21 protein-coding genes, 3 tRNA genes and 1 pseudogene are annotated in these 18,491 nt (G+C 50.1%); 12 read left to right on the top strand and 13 right to left on the bottom strand.

Going from position 1 to position 18,491, the window contains the following annotated elements; all coding sequences use genetic code 11:
* Nucleotides 1-9 precede the first annotated feature (9 nt).
* The 3 genes from fliQ to rcsA all read left to right on the top strand — a co-directional run bounded on the left by fliQ (nt 10) and on the right by rcsA (nt 1,987).
* The gene (gene fliQ, locus ACLD4F_RS05200) at nt 10-279 is read left to right on the top strand and encodes a flagellar biosynthesis protein FliQ (RefSeq protein WP_000187355.1); all 270 of its coding nucleotides are present in this window, start codon (nt 10-12) and stop codon (nt 277-279) included.
* Between the two features lie 8 nt (nt 280-287).
* Nucleotides 288-1,082: a flagellar biosynthetic protein FliR gene (fliR, locus tag ACLD4F_RS05205; protein WP_000616953.1), complete on the top strand. Its 795-nt coding sequence runs from the start codon at nt 288-290 to the stop codon at nt 1,080-1,082.
* 281 nt (nt 1,083-1,363) lie between these two features.
* A complete protein-coding gene (rcsA, locus tag ACLD4F_RS05210) occupies nt 1,364-1,987 on the top strand; it encodes a transcriptional regulator RcsA (RefSeq protein ID WP_000103971.1) in 624 nt (207 codons plus the stop codon).
* A 38-nt stretch (nt 1,988-2,025) separates the two neighbouring features.
* Here rcsA and dsrB read toward each other — a convergent pair whose 3' ends face one another.
* On the bottom strand, nt 2,026-2,220 hold the full coding sequence (dsrB, locus tag ACLD4F_RS05215; RefSeq protein WP_000867218.1) for a protein DsrB: 195 nt from the start codon (nt 2,218-2,220) through the stop codon (nt 2,026-2,028).
* A gap of 128 nt (nt 2,221-2,348) precedes the next feature.
* Here dsrB and yodD point away from each other — a divergent pair, with 128 nt between their 5' ends.
* Both yodD and ACLD4F_RS05225 read left to right on the top strand, forming a co-directional pair.
* Complete coding sequence (yodD, locus tag ACLD4F_RS05220) at nt 2,349-2,576, top strand: YodD family peroxide/acid resistance protein (RefSeq protein WP_079944175.1); 228 nt, start codon at nt 2,349-2,351, stop codon at nt 2,574-2,576.
* Nucleotides 2,577-2,885: 309 nt separating this feature from the next.
* Nucleotides 2,886-3,701: a mannosyl-3-phosphoglycerate phosphatase-related protein gene (locus ACLD4F_RS05225; RefSeq protein ID WP_000948794.1), complete on the top strand. Its 816-nt coding sequence runs from the start codon at nt 2,886-2,888 to the stop codon at nt 3,699-3,701.
* On the opposite strand, the gene dgcQ is transcribed toward ACLD4F_RS05225, so the two are convergent.
* The 3 genes from dgcQ to ACLD4F_RS05240 form a co-directional block, all read right to left on the bottom strand.
* A complete protein-coding gene (gene dgcQ / locus ACLD4F_RS05230; protein ID WP_001119828.1) occupies nt 3,680-5,392 on the bottom strand; it encodes a cellulose biosynthesis regulator diguanylate cyclase DgcQ in 1,713 nt (570 codons plus the stop codon). The two genes, ACLD4F_RS05225 and dgcQ, sit on opposite strands and share 22 nt — an antisense overlap.
* Before the next feature lie 164 nt (nt 5,393-5,556).
* Entirely contained in the window at nt 5,557-5,742 is a 186-nt protein-coding gene (locus tag ACLD4F_RS05235) for a YodC family protein (RefSeq protein WP_000232161.1), read from the bottom strand.
* A gap of 76 nt (nt 5,743-5,818) precedes the next feature.
* Nucleotides 5,819-6,736, bottom strand: a complete 918-nt coding sequence (locus tag ACLD4F_RS05240) for a DUF808 domain-containing protein (RefSeq protein ID WP_085920526.1) — start codon at nt 6,734-6,736, stop codon at nt 5,819-5,821.
* 169 nt (nt 6,737-6,905) lie between these two features.
* Between ACLD4F_RS05240 and yedA the strand changes: the two genes are divergently transcribed.
* Complete coding sequence (yedA, locus tag ACLD4F_RS05245; protein WP_001212263.1) at nt 6,906-7,826, top strand: drug/metabolite exporter YedA; 921 nt, start codon at nt 6,906-6,908, stop codon at nt 7,824-7,826.
* Here yedA and ACLD4F_RS05250 read toward each other — a convergent pair.
* The 4 genes from ACLD4F_RS05250 to drpB all read right to left on the bottom strand — a co-directional run bounded on the left by ACLD4F_RS05250 (nt 7,815) and on the right by drpB (nt 10,856).
* Nucleotides 7,815-8,285, bottom strand: coding sequence for a very short patch repair endonuclease (locus ACLD4F_RS05250; RefSeq protein ID WP_000785978.1), 471 nt, complete (start codon nt 8,283-8,285; stop codon nt 7,815-7,817). The two genes, yedA and ACLD4F_RS05250, sit on opposite strands and share 12 nt — an antisense overlap.
* Nucleotides 8,266-9,696, bottom strand: a complete 1,431-nt coding sequence (locus ACLD4F_RS05255) for a DNA cytosine methyltransferase (RefSeq protein WP_079965408.1) — start codon at nt 9,694-9,696, stop codon at nt 8,266-8,268. Before ACLD4F_RS05255 ends, ACLD4F_RS05250 begins: the two co-directional genes overlap by 20 nt.
* A gap of 73 nt (nt 9,697-9,769) precedes the next feature.
* Nucleotides 9,770-10,465 (bottom strand): phosphohydrolase, encoded by a 696-nt coding sequence (locus tag ACLD4F_RS05260; protein WP_000377048.1) that lies wholly within the window; start codon nt 10,463-10,465, stop codon nt 9,770-9,772.
* A 79-nt stretch (nt 10,466-10,544) separates the two neighbouring features.
* On the bottom strand, nt 10,545-10,856 hold the full coding sequence (gene drpB / locus ACLD4F_RS05265; protein WP_000107434.1) for a cell division protein DrpB: 312 nt from the start codon (nt 10,854-10,856) through the stop codon (nt 10,545-10,547).
* A 649-nt stretch (nt 10,857-11,505) separates the two neighbouring features.
* On the opposite strand from drpB, the gene ompS1 reads away from it, so the two are divergent.
* Entirely contained in the window at nt 11,506-12,699 is a 1,194-nt protein-coding gene (ompS1, locus tag ACLD4F_RS05270; protein ID WP_411010703.1) for a porin OmpS1, read from the top strand.
* Between the two features lie 260 nt (nt 12,700-12,959).
* On the opposite strand, the gene ACLD4F_RS05275 is transcribed toward ompS1, so the two are convergent.
* From ACLD4F_RS05275 to ACLD4F_RS05295, 5 genes are all read right to left on the bottom strand, one after another.
* Entirely contained in the window at nt 12,960-13,148 is a 189-nt protein-coding gene (locus tag ACLD4F_RS05275) for a hypothetical protein (RefSeq protein ID WP_024131163.1), read from the bottom strand.
* A 10-nt stretch (nt 13,149-13,158) separates the two neighbouring features.
* Nucleotides 13,159-13,371, bottom strand: coding sequence for a cold shock domain-containing protein (locus ACLD4F_RS05280; RefSeq protein WP_000208509.1), 213 nt, complete (start codon nt 13,369-13,371; stop codon nt 13,159-13,161).
* Between the two features lie 454 nt (nt 13,372-13,825).
* Nucleotides 13,826-15,094 (bottom strand): Y-family DNA polymerase, encoded by a 1,269-nt coding sequence (locus ACLD4F_RS05285; RefSeq protein ID WP_023194544.1) that lies wholly within the window; start codon nt 15,092-15,094, stop codon nt 13,826-13,828.
* Between the two features lie 2 nt (nt 15,095-15,096).
* The gene (locus ACLD4F_RS05290; RefSeq protein WP_000394197.1) at nt 15,097-15,516 is read right to left on the bottom strand and encodes a translesion error-prone DNA polymerase V autoproteolytic subunit; all 420 of its coding nucleotides are present in this window, start codon (nt 15,514-15,516) and stop codon (nt 15,097-15,099) included.
* Nucleotides 15,517-16,093: 577 nt separating this feature from the next.
* Nucleotides 16,094-16,183 (bottom strand) — tRNA-Ser (locus ACLD4F_RS05295).
* 88 nt (nt 16,184-16,271) lie between these two features.
* On the opposite strand from ACLD4F_RS05295, the gene mtfA reads away from it, so the two are divergent.
* The 5 genes and pseudogenes from mtfA (at nt 16,272) to ACLD4F_RS05320 (ending at nt 18,367) form a co-directional block, all read left to right on the top strand.
* Nucleotides 16,272-17,069, top strand: a complete 798-nt coding sequence (mtfA, locus tag ACLD4F_RS05300) for a DgsA anti-repressor MtfA (protein ID WP_017465540.1) — start codon at nt 16,272-16,274, stop codon at nt 17,067-17,069.
* 100 nt (nt 17,070-17,169) lie between these two features.
* Nucleotides 17,170-17,245, top strand: a tRNA-Asn gene (locus tag ACLD4F_RS05305).
* Nucleotides 17,246-17,412: 167 nt separating this feature from the next.
* Nucleotides 17,413-17,677, top strand: a pseudogene (locus ACLD4F_RS05310) (Arm DNA-binding domain-containing protein); the annotation flags it as partial.
* Nucleotides 17,678-17,845: 168 nt separating this feature from the next.
* Nucleotides 17,846-17,921 (top strand) — tRNA-Asn (locus tag ACLD4F_RS05315).
* A gap of 164 nt (nt 17,922-18,085) precedes the next feature.
* Nucleotides 18,086-18,367 carry an Arm DNA-binding domain-containing protein gene (locus tag ACLD4F_RS05320; RefSeq protein WP_306292002.1) on the top strand — a complete coding sequence of 94 codons (282 nt, stop codon included), beginning with the start codon at nt 18,086-18,088 and terminating at the stop codon, nt 18,365-18,367.
* Nucleotides 18,368-18,491 lie beyond the last annotated feature (124 nt).

Genomic DNA, 18,491 nt, shown 5'->3' on the forward strand with positions numbered 1-18,491 from the left:
AGGCGCAAAATGACTCCTGAATCCGTCATGATGATGGGCACCGAGGCGATGAAAGTCGCTCTCGCCCTGGCTGCGCCGCTGTTACTCGTCGCGCTGATTACCGGCCTCATTATCAGCATCTTGCAGGCCGCGACTCAGATTAATGAAATGACGCTGTCGTTTATCCCTAAAATCGTCGCGGTATTCATCGCAATTATCGTTGCCGGCCCGTGGATGCTCAACCTGCTGCTGGATTACGTGCGCACTCTGTTCAGCAATTTACCTTATATCATCGGATAAACAGAACGATGATACAGGTTACAAGCGAGCAATGGCTATACTGGCTGCATCTCTATTTCTGGCCTTTGCTGCGCGTACTGGCGCTGATTTCAACGGCGCCAATTCTCAGCGAGCGCGCTATTCCCAAGCGGGTAAAACTGGGGTTGGGAATAATGATTACCCTTGTTATCGCGCCGTCGCTACCGGCAAACGATACGCCGCTTTTTTCTATTGCCGCCTTATGGCTGGCGATGCAACAAATTCTGATCGGTATTGCGCTGGGATTTACCATGCAATTCGCCTTTGCGGCGGTGCGTACCGCAGGTGAGTTTATCGGTCTGCAAATGGGGCTTTCCTTTGCCACCTTCGTCGACCCGGGCAGCCACCTGAATATGCCGGTTCTGGCGCGTATTATGGATATGCTCGCCATGCTACTGTTTCTCACCTTTAATGGCCATTTGTGGCTTATTTCGCTGCTGGTCGATACCTTCCACACTCTGCCCATCGGTAGTAACCCGGTGAACAGTAATGCATTTATGGCGCTCGCCAGGGCCGGAGGACTCATTTTCTTAAACGGACTGATGCTGGCATTGCCGGTCATTACCCTCCTGCTTACGCTCAACCTGGCGCTGGGGCTATTAAACCGCATGGCGCCGCAGCTCTCGATATTTGTTATCGGTTTCCCGCTTACCCTCACCGTCGGCATTATGCTGATGGCCGCGCTAATGCCATTAATTGCGCCGTTTTGCGAACATTTATTCAGCGAAATTTTCAATTTGCTTGCTGATATTGTTAGCGAGATGCCGATAAATAATAACCCATAATTTTTATCCTGTTTTACTAAGGTTTATCCGAAAATAAATTTTAAAAAACATTCACCAGGATATATCCGCTGCCCCTTATTTGTTTTTACTTCACTCACATAACGCAACATTCACTTTACTTTAAGATGATTCCTGGCAAATTATATGTAACTTTACGGGATAGTAAGTTCGCCTGAAAAACCGCGTAAGCGTTGTCTAAGGTGACTATTCGTGTTCCGTCTGATTATGGTGAGTTATTCAGGTAAGGGGAATTATCGTTACGCATTGAGTGAGGGTATGCCATGTCAACGATTATTATGGATTTATGCAGTTACACCCGGCTAGGGTTAAGCGGGTATCTGGTCAGCAGAGGGGTGAAAAAAAGGGAAATCAACGACATCGAAACCGTTGACGAACTCGCTATCGCTTGTGGCGCGCATCAGCCTTCGGTGGTGTTTATTAATGAGGACTGTTTCATTCATACGCCTTCAGACAGTCAACAAATAAAGCAAATCATTAATCAACATCCTGACACGTTATTTATTGTTTTTATGGCAATTGCTAATGTGCATTTTGATGAATATTTATTAGTAAGAAAAAACTTATTGATTAGCTCAAAATCGATTAAACCTGACTCGCTGGATACCATTCTTGGCGATATTCTGAAAAAAGAGTCGGGTATTTCAGGAACCATAAATTTACCAACATTATCGTTAAGTCGAACTGAATCCAGCATGTTGCGAATGTGGATGGAAGGTCAGGGAACCATTCAGATTTCTGACAGAATGAATATTAAAGCAAAAACAGTATCCTCCCATAAGGGGAATATAAAAAGAAAGATAAAAACGCATAATAAACAAGTGATCTATCATGTAGTACGGCTGACAGATAACGTCACTAACGGCATTTTTGTTAACATGCGCTGAGACATCCGGACTGGCAATGTACCTCCAGTCCGGCTCAATTAGTCCTGCTCCGCCTTCTCGACAAAAATACCATCCTGGTGACCTGACTCATTGAAGAACCAGATGCCGAGCGGGTAATCCTCCAGCGAAACCAGGTACATTGTGCCTTCACTAAATTCTTCCACTGCCAGTACCACGCCCGGTCGGCGGGGACCGCCGTCCGTTTTAACGGTTACCCGATCATTCACCTTCATCATTTTCCTCCTGTCGCTTTGTGCCAGTGTAGAACAATTTTCTGCGTCTGACAGCGCCTTGCCGGCGTGTTTGCTGGTTTTCTCAACGGTCTATACTTAGGCTGTCAGGAACCCGTGAGGTAGTGAAGATGAAAACGGCAAAAGAGTACAGTGATACGGCCAAGCGCGAAGTGAGCGTCGATGTAGATGCGCTACTGGCGGCCATCAATGAAATCAGCGAAAGCGAGGTTCACCGTAGCCAGGAAGATCCTGAGCGGGTGAACGTAGACGGACGGGAATATCATACATGGCATGAATTAGCTGAAGCATTCGAGCTGGATATTCATGATTTTAGTGTAACAGAAGTAAACCGTTAAAAATGGCCGAAAAAAATCCCGGCCCTACGGGTCGGGATCAAACTTGCTTATGCAAGAAGCACTTGAAAATTCGTTACACCAGGAAATCTGATGTGAGATTTACCTTATCTGCAATTTTTTTGCATGACAAGTAAATATTTTTTACATGAATGATTAAGCACGCTAATAGTTCGGTAGCAAAAGTGTGACAACGCATGTGCTGCCTGGAAGCGACGGGATCGGTTCCAGTTAGCGTTCGACTTCTTTCGGGTGTGCTTTAGGACTTTTCCTGGAAATAAGCCCGCCGTTGCAACGGAAAATGAGGAAAAAATGCTCTCAATCCATGACCCCTTGCTGATTTTTACCGATCTGGACGGCACATTGCTGAACAGCCACACTTTTGAGTGGCAGCCCGCGGCTCCCTGGCTTACACGCCTGCATGAAAGCGGCGTGCCCGTGATCCTCTGTAGCAGTAAAACCGCGGCTGAAATGCTCCAGCTCCAGACGACGTTAAATCTACAGGGACTGCCGCTGATTGCGGAAAACGGCGCGGTGATCCAACTAGACGTTCATTGGGAAGACCATCCCAACTATCCCCGTCTGATAGCCGGTATTTCTCACAACGAAATCCGCCTCGTCCTGCATAAATTGCGTGAAAAGGAACAGTTTAAGTTCACCACGTTTGATGACGTTGACGATCAGGTGATAAGCGAATGGACGGGCCTAAACCGGGCACAGTCTGCCCTAACCCGTCTGCATGAAGCGTCGGTGTCGCTGATCTGGCGCGATAGCGATGAACGCATGGCGCAGTTTGTCGCCCGTTTAAATGACCTGGGACTGCAATTTGTCCATGGCGCCCGTTTCTGGCATGTGCTGGACGCCTCCGCCGGAAAAGATCAGGCTGCCAACTGGCTGATTGAAGCATATCGTCGGCAGTGGCGCGCGCGTCCTCTGACGTTGGGACTAGGAGACGGCCCCAATGATGCGCCTTTACTGGATGTAATGGATTATGCGGTTGTCGTCAAAGGGCTAAACCGGGAGGGCGTACATTTGCGTAACGACGATCCTCAGCGCGTCTACCGTAGCCAGAACGAAGGGCCGGATGGCTGGCGCGAAGGAATGGACTATTTCTTTTCCCGCTCCTGAGTCGCGTCGCTGGCGCAAATACGGTTACGTCCGGACTGTTTGGCGTAATAAAGCCGTTTGTCGGCCAGCGACTGCAACTGCTCAAAATCATAGTCGCCGTATTCCTCCGCGCTACTGATCCCCATTGACGCGCTGATACGAAGCGTCGTGCTTTTCGTCACCAGAATCTCTTTGTCATTAATGCGCTGGCGTATGCGTTCGGCAATCTGCAGCGCCTGCGCTTTTGTCGCGCCAGGCAGCACGATACAAAACTCTTCGCCCCCTACCCGTCCGGCGATGTCGTGCGCCCGAATGGTGCTGCCAATGAGCCCAGCGGCATGGGACAACACGCGATCGCCTGCCTGATGACCAAAGCGATCGTTAACGCTTTTAAAATAATCTAAATCCAGCTGTATCACAGAAAATGGCTGGCGGGCTTCCCGGTAGCGCTTTGCCAGCCTGGACGCTTTTTCAAACAGCGCGCCACGGTTATATAGCCGGGTCAGCGGATCGTGCCATGCCTGCCATTGCAGCGAATTTTGCAGAACAAACATGTTTTTGACCATATGTCGAATAACGCCCCAGGAGATCAACAGCATCGCCGTAAAAAGCACCCATAACAGCGTCAGCGCGATACTAATACTGCCAAAATTCCCTTGTATGCCTTCACGTAATGTATGCACGCGCAGCAGGACGCCATCAAAATGATCCAGCCGCTCCCAGCTTACATAATGCGTTCCTAAACGCAGCCCGCCCAGGGTATCTTTTTCTATTTCACGCGCCAGTAAGGCGCGCTCACGGTCATTTAACGTATTCGCGGTTTGTTGTTCCGGCGCGGAGTCCGTCAACAAACGGAGATGGTTATCGTATAGCTGATATTCCCCTTCAATATCCTTTTCGGCCGCATCGCGCAGGAACCGCTGTAGTGACGCGACGGGAATATCCATTGCCAGTACGCCATACCAGTAATTATCGTGATCCAGCGGTAGACTGGCTGTCACTTTTTTCTGCTCGTCAGCAACATAGGGCTGTGCGGAGGTAAACCACCGCACGCCGCGCTGTGGATTACGCCGTTGGCTTTGCTCGATAAACCAGGGCTGGGTCACGTACTGATAGTAACGGGAGACAATATCGCTACCGTACGCCGTAGGGAGAGTTGAGAGGTAAAACCCTGAGCGAGAAACATACATCGTCTCCAGCGTCAGCATGGCGGATGAGCGCGCCAGACGCGCCAGATACCCTAACTCCAGCGTGGCGGTTAATTCATTTGCCAGGTCACGACTCTCCCGCGAAAGAAGCGTCGTCCGGGCGACAAATTGATCGGAAACGCCATATAACGGCAATGTCCGCCGCTTATCCAGCTCCAGTTGCCAGAAATGTCTGACGCGTCGTTGCTCAAACTGCGTCACCGCGCTTTGCAATGCGGAAAAAGCCAGCGGCGCCACCAGCGCTTCATGCATACCGTTGCGTAAAAAGATCAACCTGTCCATGTTGAATTGCAGTTGGCGGTCAAGGACATTCGCGACGCTCCCCAGATGATTGCGCTGACTGGCGACATACGCGTCTTTCAGTATCATCACTTCCCGCCAGGTAAGTAGCGTCGAGAACAGCATCACGATCAGAAAACAGGTGTTGACGACATGACCGGGACCAAAACGCCGCGCCAGCTTTTTAAACCAGCCTTGATTATCTAACAGTGTTTCGTGCGGCACCCTGGTAACTCCTGGTTATTGATACAACGCCCCCTGATGGCTTACGGTAGCCAGACCTCATCAAAGGATACCACTCAATCCTGGCATAACCAGGTAGCTGCATGTCGCAGCGCGACGACTCTTTTTCTCCACAGCAAAACGCCCGGCATTAACCGGGCGTTTTGTCATCGGGCTTCGTCCCGCACGCGCCTTTCCTTGCCTGGCACGAGCTCATTCTCATGGAATGCCTCCCGCTTTACGCCAAAACCATCATACCAGCGACACTCTACCATTCCGCTGGAATAACCGGTGACGATCATCCGGGGCCCACCCTCTTTCACGGTAACTTCCTCACTGACAGAAAAGACCATACCTGCCTCCTGTATCAGATGAAACGTTTTCACCTTAGACGAGGATGGGCAATTTTGCATAATTCATTCTAGAAAATCAGTGCGAAACACCGCGAATTTTCGCCACACCTTTCACCAGCGCCACCACAATGGCGCCGATAATAAAACCGAGCACCAGATTCAGCCCCGCAGGGATCGTATGCGCCATGAAAGCCCCCTGCTGCTGCGCAAAATGTTCAATGGCATGGTGTAGCGGCGCAATACCGTGTACGACAATCCCGCCGCCAACCAGAAACATCGCCAGCGTACCGACAATGGATAATGCTTTCATTAACCAGGGCGCGATAATCAGTAATCCTTTACCGACGCCCTGCGCCAACACGCTACGCTTTTCCGCCAGCCAGTACCCCATATCATCCAGTTTGACAATAATACCCACCAGGCCATACACGCCAATAGTCACAACCAACGCAATCCCCGCCAGCACCAACACCTGATTAAGCAGCGGCGCCTGCGCGACAATCCCCAGGGTAATGGCCACAATTTCAGCGGACAGAATGAAATCGGTACGGACCGCCCCTTTTACTTTATCTTTTTCAAAGGCCAAAGGATCTTGCGCAGCCAGCGCCTCAAGACGTTTTTGCCGCTCCGCCGGGTCTTCTTTGTGTTTTCGCGCCTCAAAGGTATGCAGGACTTTTTCTACCCCCTCAAAGCAGAGAAACGCGCCGCCTAACATTAATAAAGGCGTGATGGCCCACGGGATAAATGCGCTTATCAGCAGCGCCAACGGCACCAGAATAACCTTGTTGATTAATGATCCTTTCGCCACGCTCCATACCACTGGCAGCTCGCGATTAGCGCGAACGCCGGTCACCTGCTGCGCATTGAGCGACAGGTCGTCCCCCAGTACGCCCGCGGTTTTTTTCGCGGCCAATTTGCCCATTACCGAAATATCGTCCAGCAGCGTGGCGATATCGTCGAGTAATGTCAGTAAGCTACTTCCTGCCAAAATGATTTCCTCGGTCTTTTCTTCTAAGACGTTAAGTATGTAGCAAAACGCGCAATGCCGAAACCGGCGGCGCGGGTCAACGCCTTTTTATTCCAAAAGGACAATTATAATGCTCGCCAGCATAATAATTTTGACGTTTACTATATTCACCCTTTTTATTTCACCGTGAGTGATTATGCGTTTCCGGCAGTTATTACCTCTTTTTGGCGCGCTTTTTGCCTTGTACATCATTTGGGGGTCTACCTATTTTGTTATCCGCATAGGCGTTGAAAGCTGGCCGCCGCTGATGATGGCAGGCGTACGTTTTCTCTCGGCGGGGATGTTGCTCATGGCGTTTTTGCTGCTGCGCGGCGAAAAACTTCCGCCGCTGCGCCAGACCATCAACGCCGCGCTGATTGGTCTACTGCTGCTGGCGGTGGGTAACGGCCTGGTGACGGTGGCGGAGCATCAAAACGTGCCATCGGGCATTGCTGCCGTCGTGGTCGCCACTGTCCCGCTATTTACGCTGTGCTTTAGCTACTTTTTTGGTATTAAAACGCGCAAATTAGAATGGGTGGGGATTGCCATTGGACTTGCCGGGATTATTCTGCTGAACAGCGGCGGCAACTTAAGCGGCAATCCGTGGGGCGCGATTTTGATCCTGATAGGTTCGATGAGCTGGGCATTTGGTTCCGTTTACGGCTCGCGCATCGCCCTCCCTGTGGGCATGATGGCGGGCGCGATTGAAATGCTGGCGGCGGGCGTGGTATTGCTTTGCGCGGCATTTCTTTCCGGCGAAAAGCTCGCCACGCTGCCTGGCTTATCGGGGTTTATGGCCGTCGGCTACCTGGCGTTGTTCGGTTCTATTATCGCCATTAATGCCTATATGTACCTGATTCGCAACGTCAGTCCGGCGCTGGCGACCAGCTACGCCTATGTGAATCCGGTTGTCGCCGTGTTGCTTGGCACTGGCCTGGGCGGCGAGAGGTTATCGCCCGTTGAATGGGCCGCGCTGGGTGTGATTGTGTTTGCCGTAGTGCTGGTGACTCTGGGTAAGTACCTGTTTCCCGCCAGGGCGGTGGTCACGCCGTGTAAAACGGAAGATTCACGCCAGTAGATGAATCCCCTGGGTGTCGATCTGCGCGCTGGCGCCGCCGCCGCAGATCCACTCTTCCAGGCGCTCCGCCAACGCCGCGTCGCTCAATTTCGCTCGTCCGCGCAAGGCGCACTCCCAGACGATCAGCACCCGCCAGCCAAGCGCCTGTAAACGCTGAATATCGCGCTCATCGCGCTCAACGTTCTTACCGATTTTTTCCAGCCAGAAAGCCGTTCGCGTGGCCGGTACTTTGAACAGATAACAGTGGTGATGATGCCAAAAGCAGCCGTGAGTAAAAATCACACAATCATAGTCATTCACCACAAAGTCCGGCTTGCCCGGTAATGTCGCGTCCTGAGTATGAAACGTAATCCCCTGCGCGCTTAGCAGGCCGGCAAGACGTTTTTCAATAGCCGTATCGCGGGTCGCTATCGCGCGCATATTTTTACTGCGCGTGGCTTTATCGTGAACGTCCGCCATCTACCGTCTCTCTCTGACGCAGCGTCACCGCCTGGTGAATTTTGGGTTCCAGCAGCTTTGCTACCGCGGCAAATACCGGCACCACCACGGAGTTGCCAAACTGGCGATAGGCCTGCGTATCCGAGACAGGTATCCTGAACTGGTACGTTTGCGGCGCCTCAAATCCCATTAAACGCGCGCACTCTCTCGGCGTGAGTCGGCGGGGACGATGTTGTTGGTTGCCAGCATCGTCGAAATTCACTTCGCCTTTCGCCATATCCCAACCACGATCGATCAGAATTTCGGCGCCATCTTTGTAGTAGCGAGCAGATAACGTGCGCGCCACACTTTCCGGATTGTCAGGGTAAACCATGCCATAGCCAAAACCGTTTCCCCGCGCCTGGTGCTTTTTCGCGTAGCGATATAAATATTTCCACAGCACCGGCGTCAGGATATATTTGGCTTCGACGACGGGCTCCAGCAGTTCTGCCAGCGTCGGACGGCGCGGTGGATAACAGCGGGCGATATTGCGTAACGTAAAATCGGTTTTCAGGTTTAAATCGCGACGGAATCCCACCAACACAATACGTTCCCGATGCTGAGGAAGAAAGTGCTGCCCGTCGATAATTTTCGGATCGTCCGGGCCATTGTCAGCGGCATCCGCCACGTCATATCCCAGTTCATCGAGCGTTTGCATAATAATGCGGAAAGTGTTGCCCTGGTCGTGACTTTTAAGGTTTTTCACGTTTTCCAGCACAAACAGCGCGGGGCGGCGAGCGTCGATAATTCTTACGACATCAAAAAATAACGTCCCCTGAGTCTCGCAGGCAAAGCCGTGGGCGCGGCCCAGCGCATTTTTCTTGGACACGCCCGCCAGAGAAAATGGCTGACAGGGAAAGCCCGCCAGCAGGACATCATGTTGCGGAATATGCTGGCGAATGTGTTCCGCCGCCTCATCATCGCTGACCCCTTCCCGGTGGCTCAATGTGATATCGCGGATATCTTCATTAAAGCGATGTTGCAGCGGATCGCAAAAATAGTTCGCTTTATATGTCCGTACCGCGTGCTTATTCCATTCGCTGGTAAACACGCACTGTCCGCCTATCGCTTCAAATCCGCGGCGAATGCCGCCGATGCCCGCGAAGAGATCGATAAAACGAAAGGAGTAATGTGGATGATGCGCTGGCGGCGTCGGCAACTCTGTTTTAAGACAGCTGAGTTCATTGTCGCTCAAACGATGCCATGCCGCGTTCATCATTACGCGCTTGAAGATGGCCGGGCTCCAGTGCTGTTCGCCCAGGCCGTTAAGGTGCGCCACCAGCGTTTTAACATCGTAGATTTCCAGCAATTGACTCAGCATCGCCTGGATCTCGCTTCCGGCGTCGTCGGCGATGAGGTTCCGGGCGTGTGTTACTGAAATATTTTCCTGCATACATTTAACCGGCCAAAAATAATTGCCGACAGACTAACATAAAATGACGCGGTTTACGTTTCAGCGACAGGGGTTACTGATGCGTAGCAAACATCTGGATGACCGCCTCATCCCGTGTTTCATAGTCGCCTTTCAGCTCAGCGCTCAGTTTCGCCATGTACGACACCAGAAAATCCGCATTACGCTGCGCCAGGGACTTGCCCCGTTCGGTCTGCATCGTCAGCGGCAGTTTCAGCAGTTTGGTTTGAAAATGGTCGAGCGCGAATTGCTTATCGTTAAGAGGCCGTCTGTCGGCAAAGGGATCGTCGGCATCAAACAGTGCGACGCCCAGCGCGCCGGAGACCGCGAAGACCCGCGCCAGACCAATGGCGCCCAACGCCTCCAACCTGTCTGCATCCTGTACGATTTTTGCCTCTGGCGTGGTGGGCGCAATTTTTGCGCTGAAGCTATGCGCTTCGATAGCATGACAAATGCCCGCCAGTTTTTCTGCCGGAAAGTCAGGAAAATCCCGCAGAAAAATACGCCGGGTTTCTGCCGCCGCCAGAATGGAAGAACGATGCCGCTGTGGATGATTTTTCGCCAGGCTGACGATGTCATGGAAATAACATGCCGATAGCACCACCAGCCAGTCGACAGGAACGTTTTCCCCCAGCGTTTGCGCGGTTGCCCAAACACGACGAAAATGGAAGATGTCATGGGCGGCATCCTGTTCCTGGTGGTGGTGACGTAGCCAGTCTTCAAACTGCGATTGCCAGTATCCTGAGTCCATACGCCCTCTCTTTATAGCAGACCATTTTTATTACATGCCTGAGCACAGGGTTCGCTATCCTGACATATCCGCCACCACTTTACATCCCTGCGTGCTTGCGCGTTTCTGGCTTAGTGTCGGCGGGATACCCCCTGTTTTTGCGAGGCCGGGTGTACCAGGCAATACTCCCCAGAATAAGCCAGACGACGCCCAGCGAAAGCGCGTTAAGCCATTTTTCCGTTGCGCTGCCAGGAGTGCTGATTGGGCCGAGAACCGGCTCGGTTTGTATGGCGGACATCAGCCACACGCAACGCGCCATCGCCCAGATGAAGTAGCCGCAAAAGGTATAAAAAACCCATAACGCTAATTTACCGCCCATGCTACGGGTGGCGTTGTCCTCCCTGGTACTCAAACTTTACTCCGCTTTTGTGATGTAAGTCATATGACATTAATTACATTATAATGTGACATTGGTCACATTTCGACCATAGAATACCTTATCCACCTGTTCTGGTCATTCGCCCCACAAATAGTTTATTCTCAGTTAATGTTGCGTCAGGCGCTGAACCTGCTGTTAAATAAGGGAATGGTGATTGAATCGCAATCTGATGCAGAATAACCCATAACCAGAACAACTTATTTTTACGCACCGCGATAGCGTTTTATTTTATTAGCATTAAGTGTCAGAATGATTCGGTTATTAGCCTTTTATCATTTATTTTATCATTACCCACATTACCGGCATTTATGCCGGTTTTTTTTATGCTTTTTCATAATCAAAGCTTCAAATACATATAAAAAACAAATTATATTCACACCAGCAACCATCAAATCAAAACACATAACTCATTGATAAAAAATGATAATTATAGAATATATATTCTTGGTTATTTATATGACCAGTATTATAAAAAACCAAACGGAAACAAATTGAAATATTTTAAATAGCTTTGTTACATGTTATTTTTTAAATTCCATGAACTTCATAGAATAGTATCAATTTGTAGTTTTGTTGAAGTGGCTACATATTCATATAAATTATTATCATAAGGGAATACATAATGAACAGAAAAGTTCTGGCACTGCTTGTCCCGGCGTTATTAGTGGCAGGCGCAGCAAATGCGGCTGAAGTTTATAATAAAAATGGCAACAAACTCGACCTGTACGGCAAAGTTGATGGTCTGCGTTACTTCTCTGACGATGCAGGCAGCGACGGCGATCAGACCTACGCGCGTTTTGGTTTTAAAGGCGAAACGCAGATCAACGATATGCTGACCGGCTATGGTCAGTGGGAATACAACATTCAGGCGGACAGCTCTGAAGGCGAAGGTGCAAACTCCTGGACTCGTCTGGGCTTTGCCGGTCTGAAATTCGGCGAGTACGGCTCTTTCGATTATGGCCGTAACTATGGCGTTATCTACGACGTTGAAGCCTGGACCGATGTGCTGCCGGAATTCGGCGGCGACTCTTACACCCAGACCGATGTCTATATGCTTCAGCGTGCTAACGGTCTGGCCACCTACCGTAATACCGACTTCTTCGGTCTGGTGGACGGTCTGAACTTCGCGTTGCAGTACCAGGGTAATAATGAAGATCCTGGCGCAGGCGAAGGAACAGCCAACGGCAACAATGCCGAGGATGGTACTCGCAAACTGGCCCGTGAAAACGGCGACGGTTTCGGTATGTCTGCCTCCTACGACTTTGACTTTGGGTTAAGCCTGGGTGCGGCCTACTCTTCCTCTGACCGTACGGACAATCAGGTTGCTCGTGGTTATGGCGACGGCATGAATGAGCGCAACAACTATGCCGGCGGTGAAACCGCTGAAGCCTGGACCGTAGGTGCCAAATATGACGCCTACAATGTTTACCTGGCGGCCATGTACTCTGAAACCCGCAACATGACCTATTATGGCGGCGGCGATGGCGAGGGTAATGGCGGTATCGCTAACAAAACCCAGAACTTTGAAGTGGTTGCGCAGTATCAGTTCGATTTCGGTCTGCGTCCGTCCATCGCCTACTTGCAGTCTAAGGGCAAAGATTTAGGCGGTCAGGAAGTCCATCGTGGCAACTGGCGTTACACCGACAAAGATCTGGTTAAATATGTTGACGTCGGTATGACTTACTACTTCAACAAAAATATGTCCACCTACGTTGATTATAAAATCAACCTGCTGGACGAAGATGATGACTTCTACGCAAACAACGGTATTGCAACCGATGATGTCGTAGGTGTTGGTTTGGTCTACCAGTTCTAAGCCGCTTTATATTATTCAAGCCCGTGCTTAGCGCGGGCTTGTTATTATAGGGCAAGAATTAAATAACGGATAACGGCGCAAAGACAGGTTGACCTGGTTTCATCGGATAGATGAGGACAACGTCGCTCTTTTCAGGCGCTGTCTGCAAGAGAAATAACACTTTTGAGGAAAGGAAAATGCCACTATAGATGATGAATGTCAGCGTCTATAGATGATAATCATCCGGGCATAAAAAAGCTCCTGTACGGAGCTAATATGAATTATTTTCTAAAATCTAGCGGAACCTGCCCTGAGCGAATATATAATCCAACATTATCAAAAGTGATCATGGTTGACTTACAAAAAATACATTTCGCGCCAAACGGGTTTTGCTCAGTAACATCGAATGTCGATGTTCTGTATTGTGAACCATGGCAACATGGACACCGGAAGTGAATTTTATTAGTAATATCAGTTGCCTTAAAGCGCCACAACGTTAACCGCTGATGGACCTTTTGGTCCCTGCTCTACTGAAAACTCCACTTCCTGATTTTCATTCAGAGTGCGGAATTCATTACTTTGAATGGCGGAAAAATGCACAAACACATCTTTGCTGCCATCTTTAGGCGTAATGAAACCAAAGCCCTTTTCAGGGTTAAACCATTTTACTAAACCAGTGATTTTCGTCGTCATAATATTGTTACCTTTTGAATGAGCCCTTGGGCAAAATGGCCTGAAGAAAATTATCAGAGAGAAAAAAACCTAAAGGAGATCTCAAGAGGAACAAATGATGAGAAATATTACAATCACTACTTCAGATAAGTTTGTATCAAACCGCACAACCATTAACGCATGGTTAACTGCACATAGCAAGCTTTAGTTTTGTTAAAAAAATATTAATTGTTTTTTAGCATTATCACGCTGATTGCCATACTCTTTTTATCCATGCCCGTCGCTACGGCTGAAACCTGGCGTAAATAAGTGACGTCTCATAACGCCTACCTGGCAATAAACGCGCCACATTTCCTGATGTCGTAAACCAGGATACATGCGCCTCATCGTGAGAGGTTCCTGTGATCTTGTGCGACCAAAACCGGTTAGAGAACGGGGATGATTTGGCAACTATCTCATGCATTGATCGCACAAGTTACTTAACACGCAGTAGATCAGAGTATCTTGTGGTGTACCGAGGCGAAAGCATTTCTCGCTTCATAGCCCACTGTTGCGACATCCCCTGCCCGGCGAAGTACAGCGTCCCCTTCCCGTCTTTTGCGTTAAGATGGTCCAGTACTTCCATCAACTTCGCACTACCGGCGCGCGGCGCGTTATCGTCGAAAAGGTTGAGTTGCGCTACGCCCTGACTGAAGAAGTCACCCAGCATCACCCCCGCTTTCTGGTAGCGATGGCCGTCGCGCCAGATTTTATCCAGACATTTCACAGCCGCATTGATAATGTCGCGTGAATCCTGCGTGGGGGTGAGAAGCGTCACCGCGGCGCTGTTACCGTAGTAGGGCTCGTTCAGGGCAAAGGGGGATGTTTTGACGAATGTTGAGATGAAACGGCAGTACTGGTGCTCGCCGCGGAGTTTTTCTGCCGCGCGCGCAGCGTAGCTGTAAATAGCCTGGCGCATTTCCTCATAGTCTGTGACCCGCTCGCCGAAAGAGCGGCTACAAACGATTTCCTGCTTTGCCGGCGCAAACTCTTCAAGCTCCAGACATGGCTCTCCGCGAAGCTCTCTCACGGTACGCTCCAGCACGACATTGAAGTGTTTCCTGATGATCCAGGTACTTTGTTCAGAGAGATCGAGAGCAGTCTTGATGCCCAGGGCATTGAGCTTCTTACTGATGCGCCTGCCGACACCCCAGACATCCTCTACGGGTATCAGGGCCAGCAGCCGACGCTGGCGATCGATGTTCGATAGGTCAACCACCCCGCCGGTCTGGCGCTGCCACTTTTTCGCAGCATGATTAGCCAGCTTGGCAAGGGTTTTCGTCTGGGCAATGCCTACACCGACAGTCAGGTGCGTGCGCTTCAGGACCGTCGCTCTTATCTCGCGCCCGAAATCTGTCAGATCCCGGCAGTTTCGTACCCCCGTCAGATCACAAAAAGCCTCATCAATGCTGTAAATTTCTACCCGCGGCACCATCTCCTCGAGTGTGGTCATTACCCGGTTCGACATATCAGCGTAAAGCTCGTAATTACTGCTGAAGCAAACAACACCGGATCGCCGGAAGCGTTCTTTCTGTTTGAAGTATGGCTCACCTGGTGCGATACCGAGCTGTTTCGCCTCGGCGCTACACGCGATAACGCAGCCATCATTGTTTGATAACACCACCACCGGTCGGCCACATAAATCAGGACGAAAGACCGTTTCGCAGGAGGCGTAAAAGCTATTAACATCGCAGAGCGCGAACATAATCAACTGACCGCTTTAATGATAAAGGTCACCACCCCGAATATGTCGAGCGTGTCTTCACTGCCGACAGGTATAGGTCGATAGGCGCCGTTCATGGGGATTAACTGCACTGTCGGGCGCAACTGCAACCGTTTTACGGTGAACTCTCCTTCAATTGCCGCAATTACAATGTCACCGTGGTCAGCGTTCCGTGAGCTATCCACCACCAGCAGGTCACCGTCGCTGATGCCGGCTTCAATCATTGAATCACCCGTGGCTTTGACAAAATATGTTGAGCTGGGATGAGAAACGAGCAACTCATTAAGATCGATACGCTGCTCAATGTAGTCCGCCGCGGGGCTGGGGAATCCACACGGCACTAAGTAACTGAAAAATGGGAGAGGAATAATTTCGCGCAACTCTGTAGGTCTGAAAAATTCCATAATCCATACCTCGAATACTGTTTTTATATACAGTAGTATTATTTGAACATGCGCGCAAGATACCGGAGTCGCTACGGCTGTTTAAATCTTCGTCGCTTCGTTTGTAAGTTTCTCTCTCAGTTCAAATTATGGGTTTTGTAAATTTTCCGGTTGTATTGTCATGTGCGCATATTTAAGCCAGCCTGGAGGCCAGATTTTCTGTACAGCGTCGACAGTCCCGCAGCGTAAGTTATCGCCACGCGCCAGCGCGTTTCCCTGACAGCAAGTAATCTTTTGCCTGGCGACCATGTCTACAGGGGAACATTTCGGGCAACAGGCCGGGTGCGATGATTACCGAGGACGACGGCGTTAAGTCGCCGCGAGTGACATCACTGTGAATCCCGATGGGGTACAGCGAAAGACCGGGGCTGAAAACCAGGAGTTGACTTATAATCGAAAAGTAAAAATCACACCATCACTGGCCCCCTCTTCTGGCAGAAAAAGCATAAGATGGCGATACGTTTTTCACGTAATATTCTAAGTGTATTCTAAGTGTGAGACTGATCGCTGAAAGAAGATGAGCTAAGTGTTTGAATTGTGGCGGAGAGAGGGGGATTTGAACCCCCGGTAGAGTTGCCCCTACTCCGGTTTTCGAGACCGGTCCGTTCAGCCGCTCCGGCATCTCTCCGTATATTGCAATGATGCCAGGTAATTTGGCATTTTAACAGACCCTATTCGGGTAATTTTGTTCAAGTGACGAGTTTACGAGCAAAACGATGATTAAGTGGCCCTGGAAAGCACAAGAAATAACCCAGAACGAAGACTGGCCGTGGGATAATGCGCTGGCTATACCTCTTCTGGTAAACCTCACCGCGCAAGAACAGGCTCGGCTTATTGCGCTAGCCGAACGTTTTTTGCAGCAGAAAAGACTGGTAGCGCTACAGGGATTTGAGCTCGACTCGTTAAAAAGTGCACGTATTGCGTTAATTTTTTGCTTACCGATCCTGGAGCTCGGTATTGAGTGGCTTGATGGTTTTCATGAAGTGCTCATTTATCCCGCGCCCTTTGTGGTAGATGATGAATGGGAAGATGACATAGGTCTGGTGCACAGCCAGCGTGTCGTACAGTCGGGGCAAAGCTGGCAACAAGGGCCCATCATTCTGAATTGGCTGGATATCCAGGACTCGTTCGATGCTTCGGGTTTCAACCTCATTATTCATGAAGTCGCGCACAAACTGGATATGCGTAATGGCGATCGCGCCAGCGGCATCCCTTTCATCCCGTTGCGGGATGTGGCTGGCTGGGAACACGATCTCCACGCGGCAATGAATAATATTCAGGATGAAATCGATCTTGTTGGCGAAAGCGCTGCCAGTATAGATGCCTATGCCGCCACCGACCCTGCAGAATGTTTTGCCGTGTTGTCAGAGTATTTTTTCAGCGCGCCAGAACTGTTTGCTCCGCGTTTCCCGGCGCTATGGCAGCGTTTTTGCCAGTTCTATCGCCAGGATCCTTCTCAGCGCTTACGGGTAAGCGCTGCCGAAGGCGACTACGGCGAGGAATCCGAACATTAATTCCTCACTTTGTGGGTTAATTAACCAATTGAATTGGCGCGTTAATTTTACTGTTGACACGTTATAGCGGGCCCAGTATTATGCGCCTCGTTGAAACAATTCCTCTGTAGTTCAGTCGGTAGAACGGCGGACTGTTAATCCGTATGTCACTGGTTCGAGTCCAGTCAGAGGAGCCAAATTTAGGGAAGCAGACGTTCACTGACGTCTGCTTTCTGCATTTATATCAACTGGTTATCTCCTTCTTCAGGTTCACCCTCGTTCACTAAAAATCATTCGAAGCTATACCCTTTTGCTGGTAAAGCTGGTTCGATTTGCGTTTTACCGGTACGCCGAGGGAACCGTCATGTCACTGACTGATACCAAAGTAAAAAATGCCAGACCAGCGGAAAAGGCCGTCAAGCTCACTGACGGGTTTGGCCTCTATCGGTTCGAAATACTGGCAGTTGGGCTACCGCTATTATGGCAATCAGGAGGTGTTTTCCATTGGGGTTTACCCTGCTGTATCGCTTGCCGATGCCAGATAATGCCGTGACGAGGCTAAAAGGTAGCTGGCTCAGGGGATTGACCCGAACGCAAAAAAACAGGCTGATGAAAAAATCCTTCAGGAAAATTTGACTTGTGTAATTACAGACAAAGTTGCGCCATGCCGGAGCAAAGTATGGATTAGATCAAAACTTCAACGCTTTGTTGTTTTTGTCAGCAAACAAACGCGTAATCTTATTTCCCCCTTTGACAAGCCGATCACACATCGTTACTATGCGCCCCGTTCACACGATTCCTCTGTAGTTCAGTCGGTAGAACGGCGGACTGTTAATCCGTATGTCACTGGTTCGAGTCCAGTCAGAGGAGCCAGATTTTAGTTTCGGGACATCCTGGCGAGTTCGGAGACATTTAAAAAAACAAGAAGTTATCTTTACCCGGTTGATCTGAGAAGATTTGCCGGGTTTTTTGACATCCATAGTTTTTGGGGCTTAATCGGGGCCTCACGGTTCGTTGAGTAAATGGAGCCCCCTCCTATGGCATTAACCGATACCGCTATCCGCAAGATCAAATCCACCGAGAAATCCTTCAAGATCACCGACAGTTTAGGACCCAACCTGCTGCTCAAACCCAACGGCTCAAAACTCTGGTACATGAAGTACCGCGTTGATGGCAAAGAGAAGAAGCTAGAAGCTAGCCTTCGTTACTATCTGGCGCAGGGGTTTAGCAGGAAAGAGGCGCTGGCGATGGTAGCGATGGATTTGGGGCATGGTGACGGGCGTGGGAGGTATGTGGCGCAGGTGTATAGCCAGTTCTGACAGTCGGCTAAGAACGGGATATAGCCATTCGCCCCCTAAGGCTTACACTTTGAAGTGATTCAGAAAATATCTGCATTTATCTATCATGATATGCAGGCTATCAGCTAAGCTACGATAACGTGTT

Origin of the sequence: Salmonella sp. 741265050_HSA (assembly GCF_046569445.1) — a bacterium.
Taxonomy (GTDB): domain Bacteria; phylum Pseudomonadota; class Gammaproteobacteria; order Enterobacterales; family Enterobacteriaceae; genus Salmonella; species Salmonella enterica.

Coding starts and splice junctions, on each gene's coding strand:
- rcsA (WP_000103971.1), top strand. CDS start 1,364: ATGTCAACGATTATTATGGATTTATGCAGTTACACCCGGCTAGGGTTA.
- yedA (WP_001212263.1), top strand. CDS start 6,906: ATGCGTTTCCGGCAGTTATTACCTCTTTTTGGCGCGCTTTTTGCCTTG.
- ompS1 (WP_411010703.1), top strand. CDS start 11,506: ATGAACAGAAAAGTTCTGGCACTGCTTGTCCCGGCGTTATTAGTGGCA.
- dsrB (WP_000867218.1), bottom strand. CDS start 2,220: ATGAAGGTGAATGATCGGGTAACCGTTAAAACGGACGGCGGTCCCCGC.
- ACLD4F_RS05250 (WP_000785978.1), bottom strand. CDS start 8,285: ATGGCGGACGTTCACGATAAAGCCACGCGCAGTAAAAATATGCGCGCG.
- ACLD4F_RS05260 (WP_000377048.1), bottom strand. CDS start 10,465: ATGGACTCAGGATACTGGCAATCGCAGTTTGAAGACTGGCTACGTCAC.
- ACLD4F_RS05285 (WP_023194544.1), bottom strand. CDS start 15,094: ATGTTCGCGCTCTGCGATGTTAATAGCTTTTACGCCTCCTGCGAAACG.
- fliR (WP_000616953.1), top strand. CDS start 288: ATGATACAGGTTACAAGCGAGCAATGGCTATACTGGCTGCATCTCTAT.
- yodD (WP_079944175.1), top strand. CDS start 2,349: ATGAAAACGGCAAAAGAGTACAGTGATACGGCCAAGCGCGAAGTGAGC.
- ACLD4F_RS05320 (WP_306292002.1), top strand. CDS start 18,086: ATGGCATTAACCGATACCGCTATCCGCAAGATCAAATCCACCGAGAAA.
- ACLD4F_RS05290 (WP_000394197.1), bottom strand. CDS start 15,516: ATGGAATTTTTCAGACCTACAGAGTTGCGCGAAATTATTCCTCTCCCA.
- ACLD4F_RS05225 (WP_000948794.1), top strand. CDS start 2,886: ATGCTCTCAATCCATGACCCCTTGCTGATTTTTACCGATCTGGACGGC.
- ACLD4F_RS05255 (WP_079965408.1), bottom strand. CDS start 9,696: ATGCAGGAAAATATTTCAGTAACACACGCCCGGAACCTCATCGCCGAC.
- ACLD4F_RS05235 (WP_000232161.1), bottom strand. CDS start 5,742: ATGGTCTTTTCTGTCAGTGAGGAAGTTACCGTGAAAGAGGGTGGGCCC.
- mtfA (WP_017465540.1), top strand. CDS start 16,272: ATGATTAAGTGGCCCTGGAAAGCACAAGAAATAACCCAGAACGAAGAC.
- ACLD4F_RS05280 (WP_000208509.1), bottom strand. CDS start 13,371: ATGACGACGAAAATCACTGGTTTAGTAAAATGGTTTAACCCTGAAAAG.
- fliQ (WP_000187355.1), top strand. CDS start 10: ATGACTCCTGAATCCGTCATGATGATGGGCACCGAGGCGATGAAAGTC.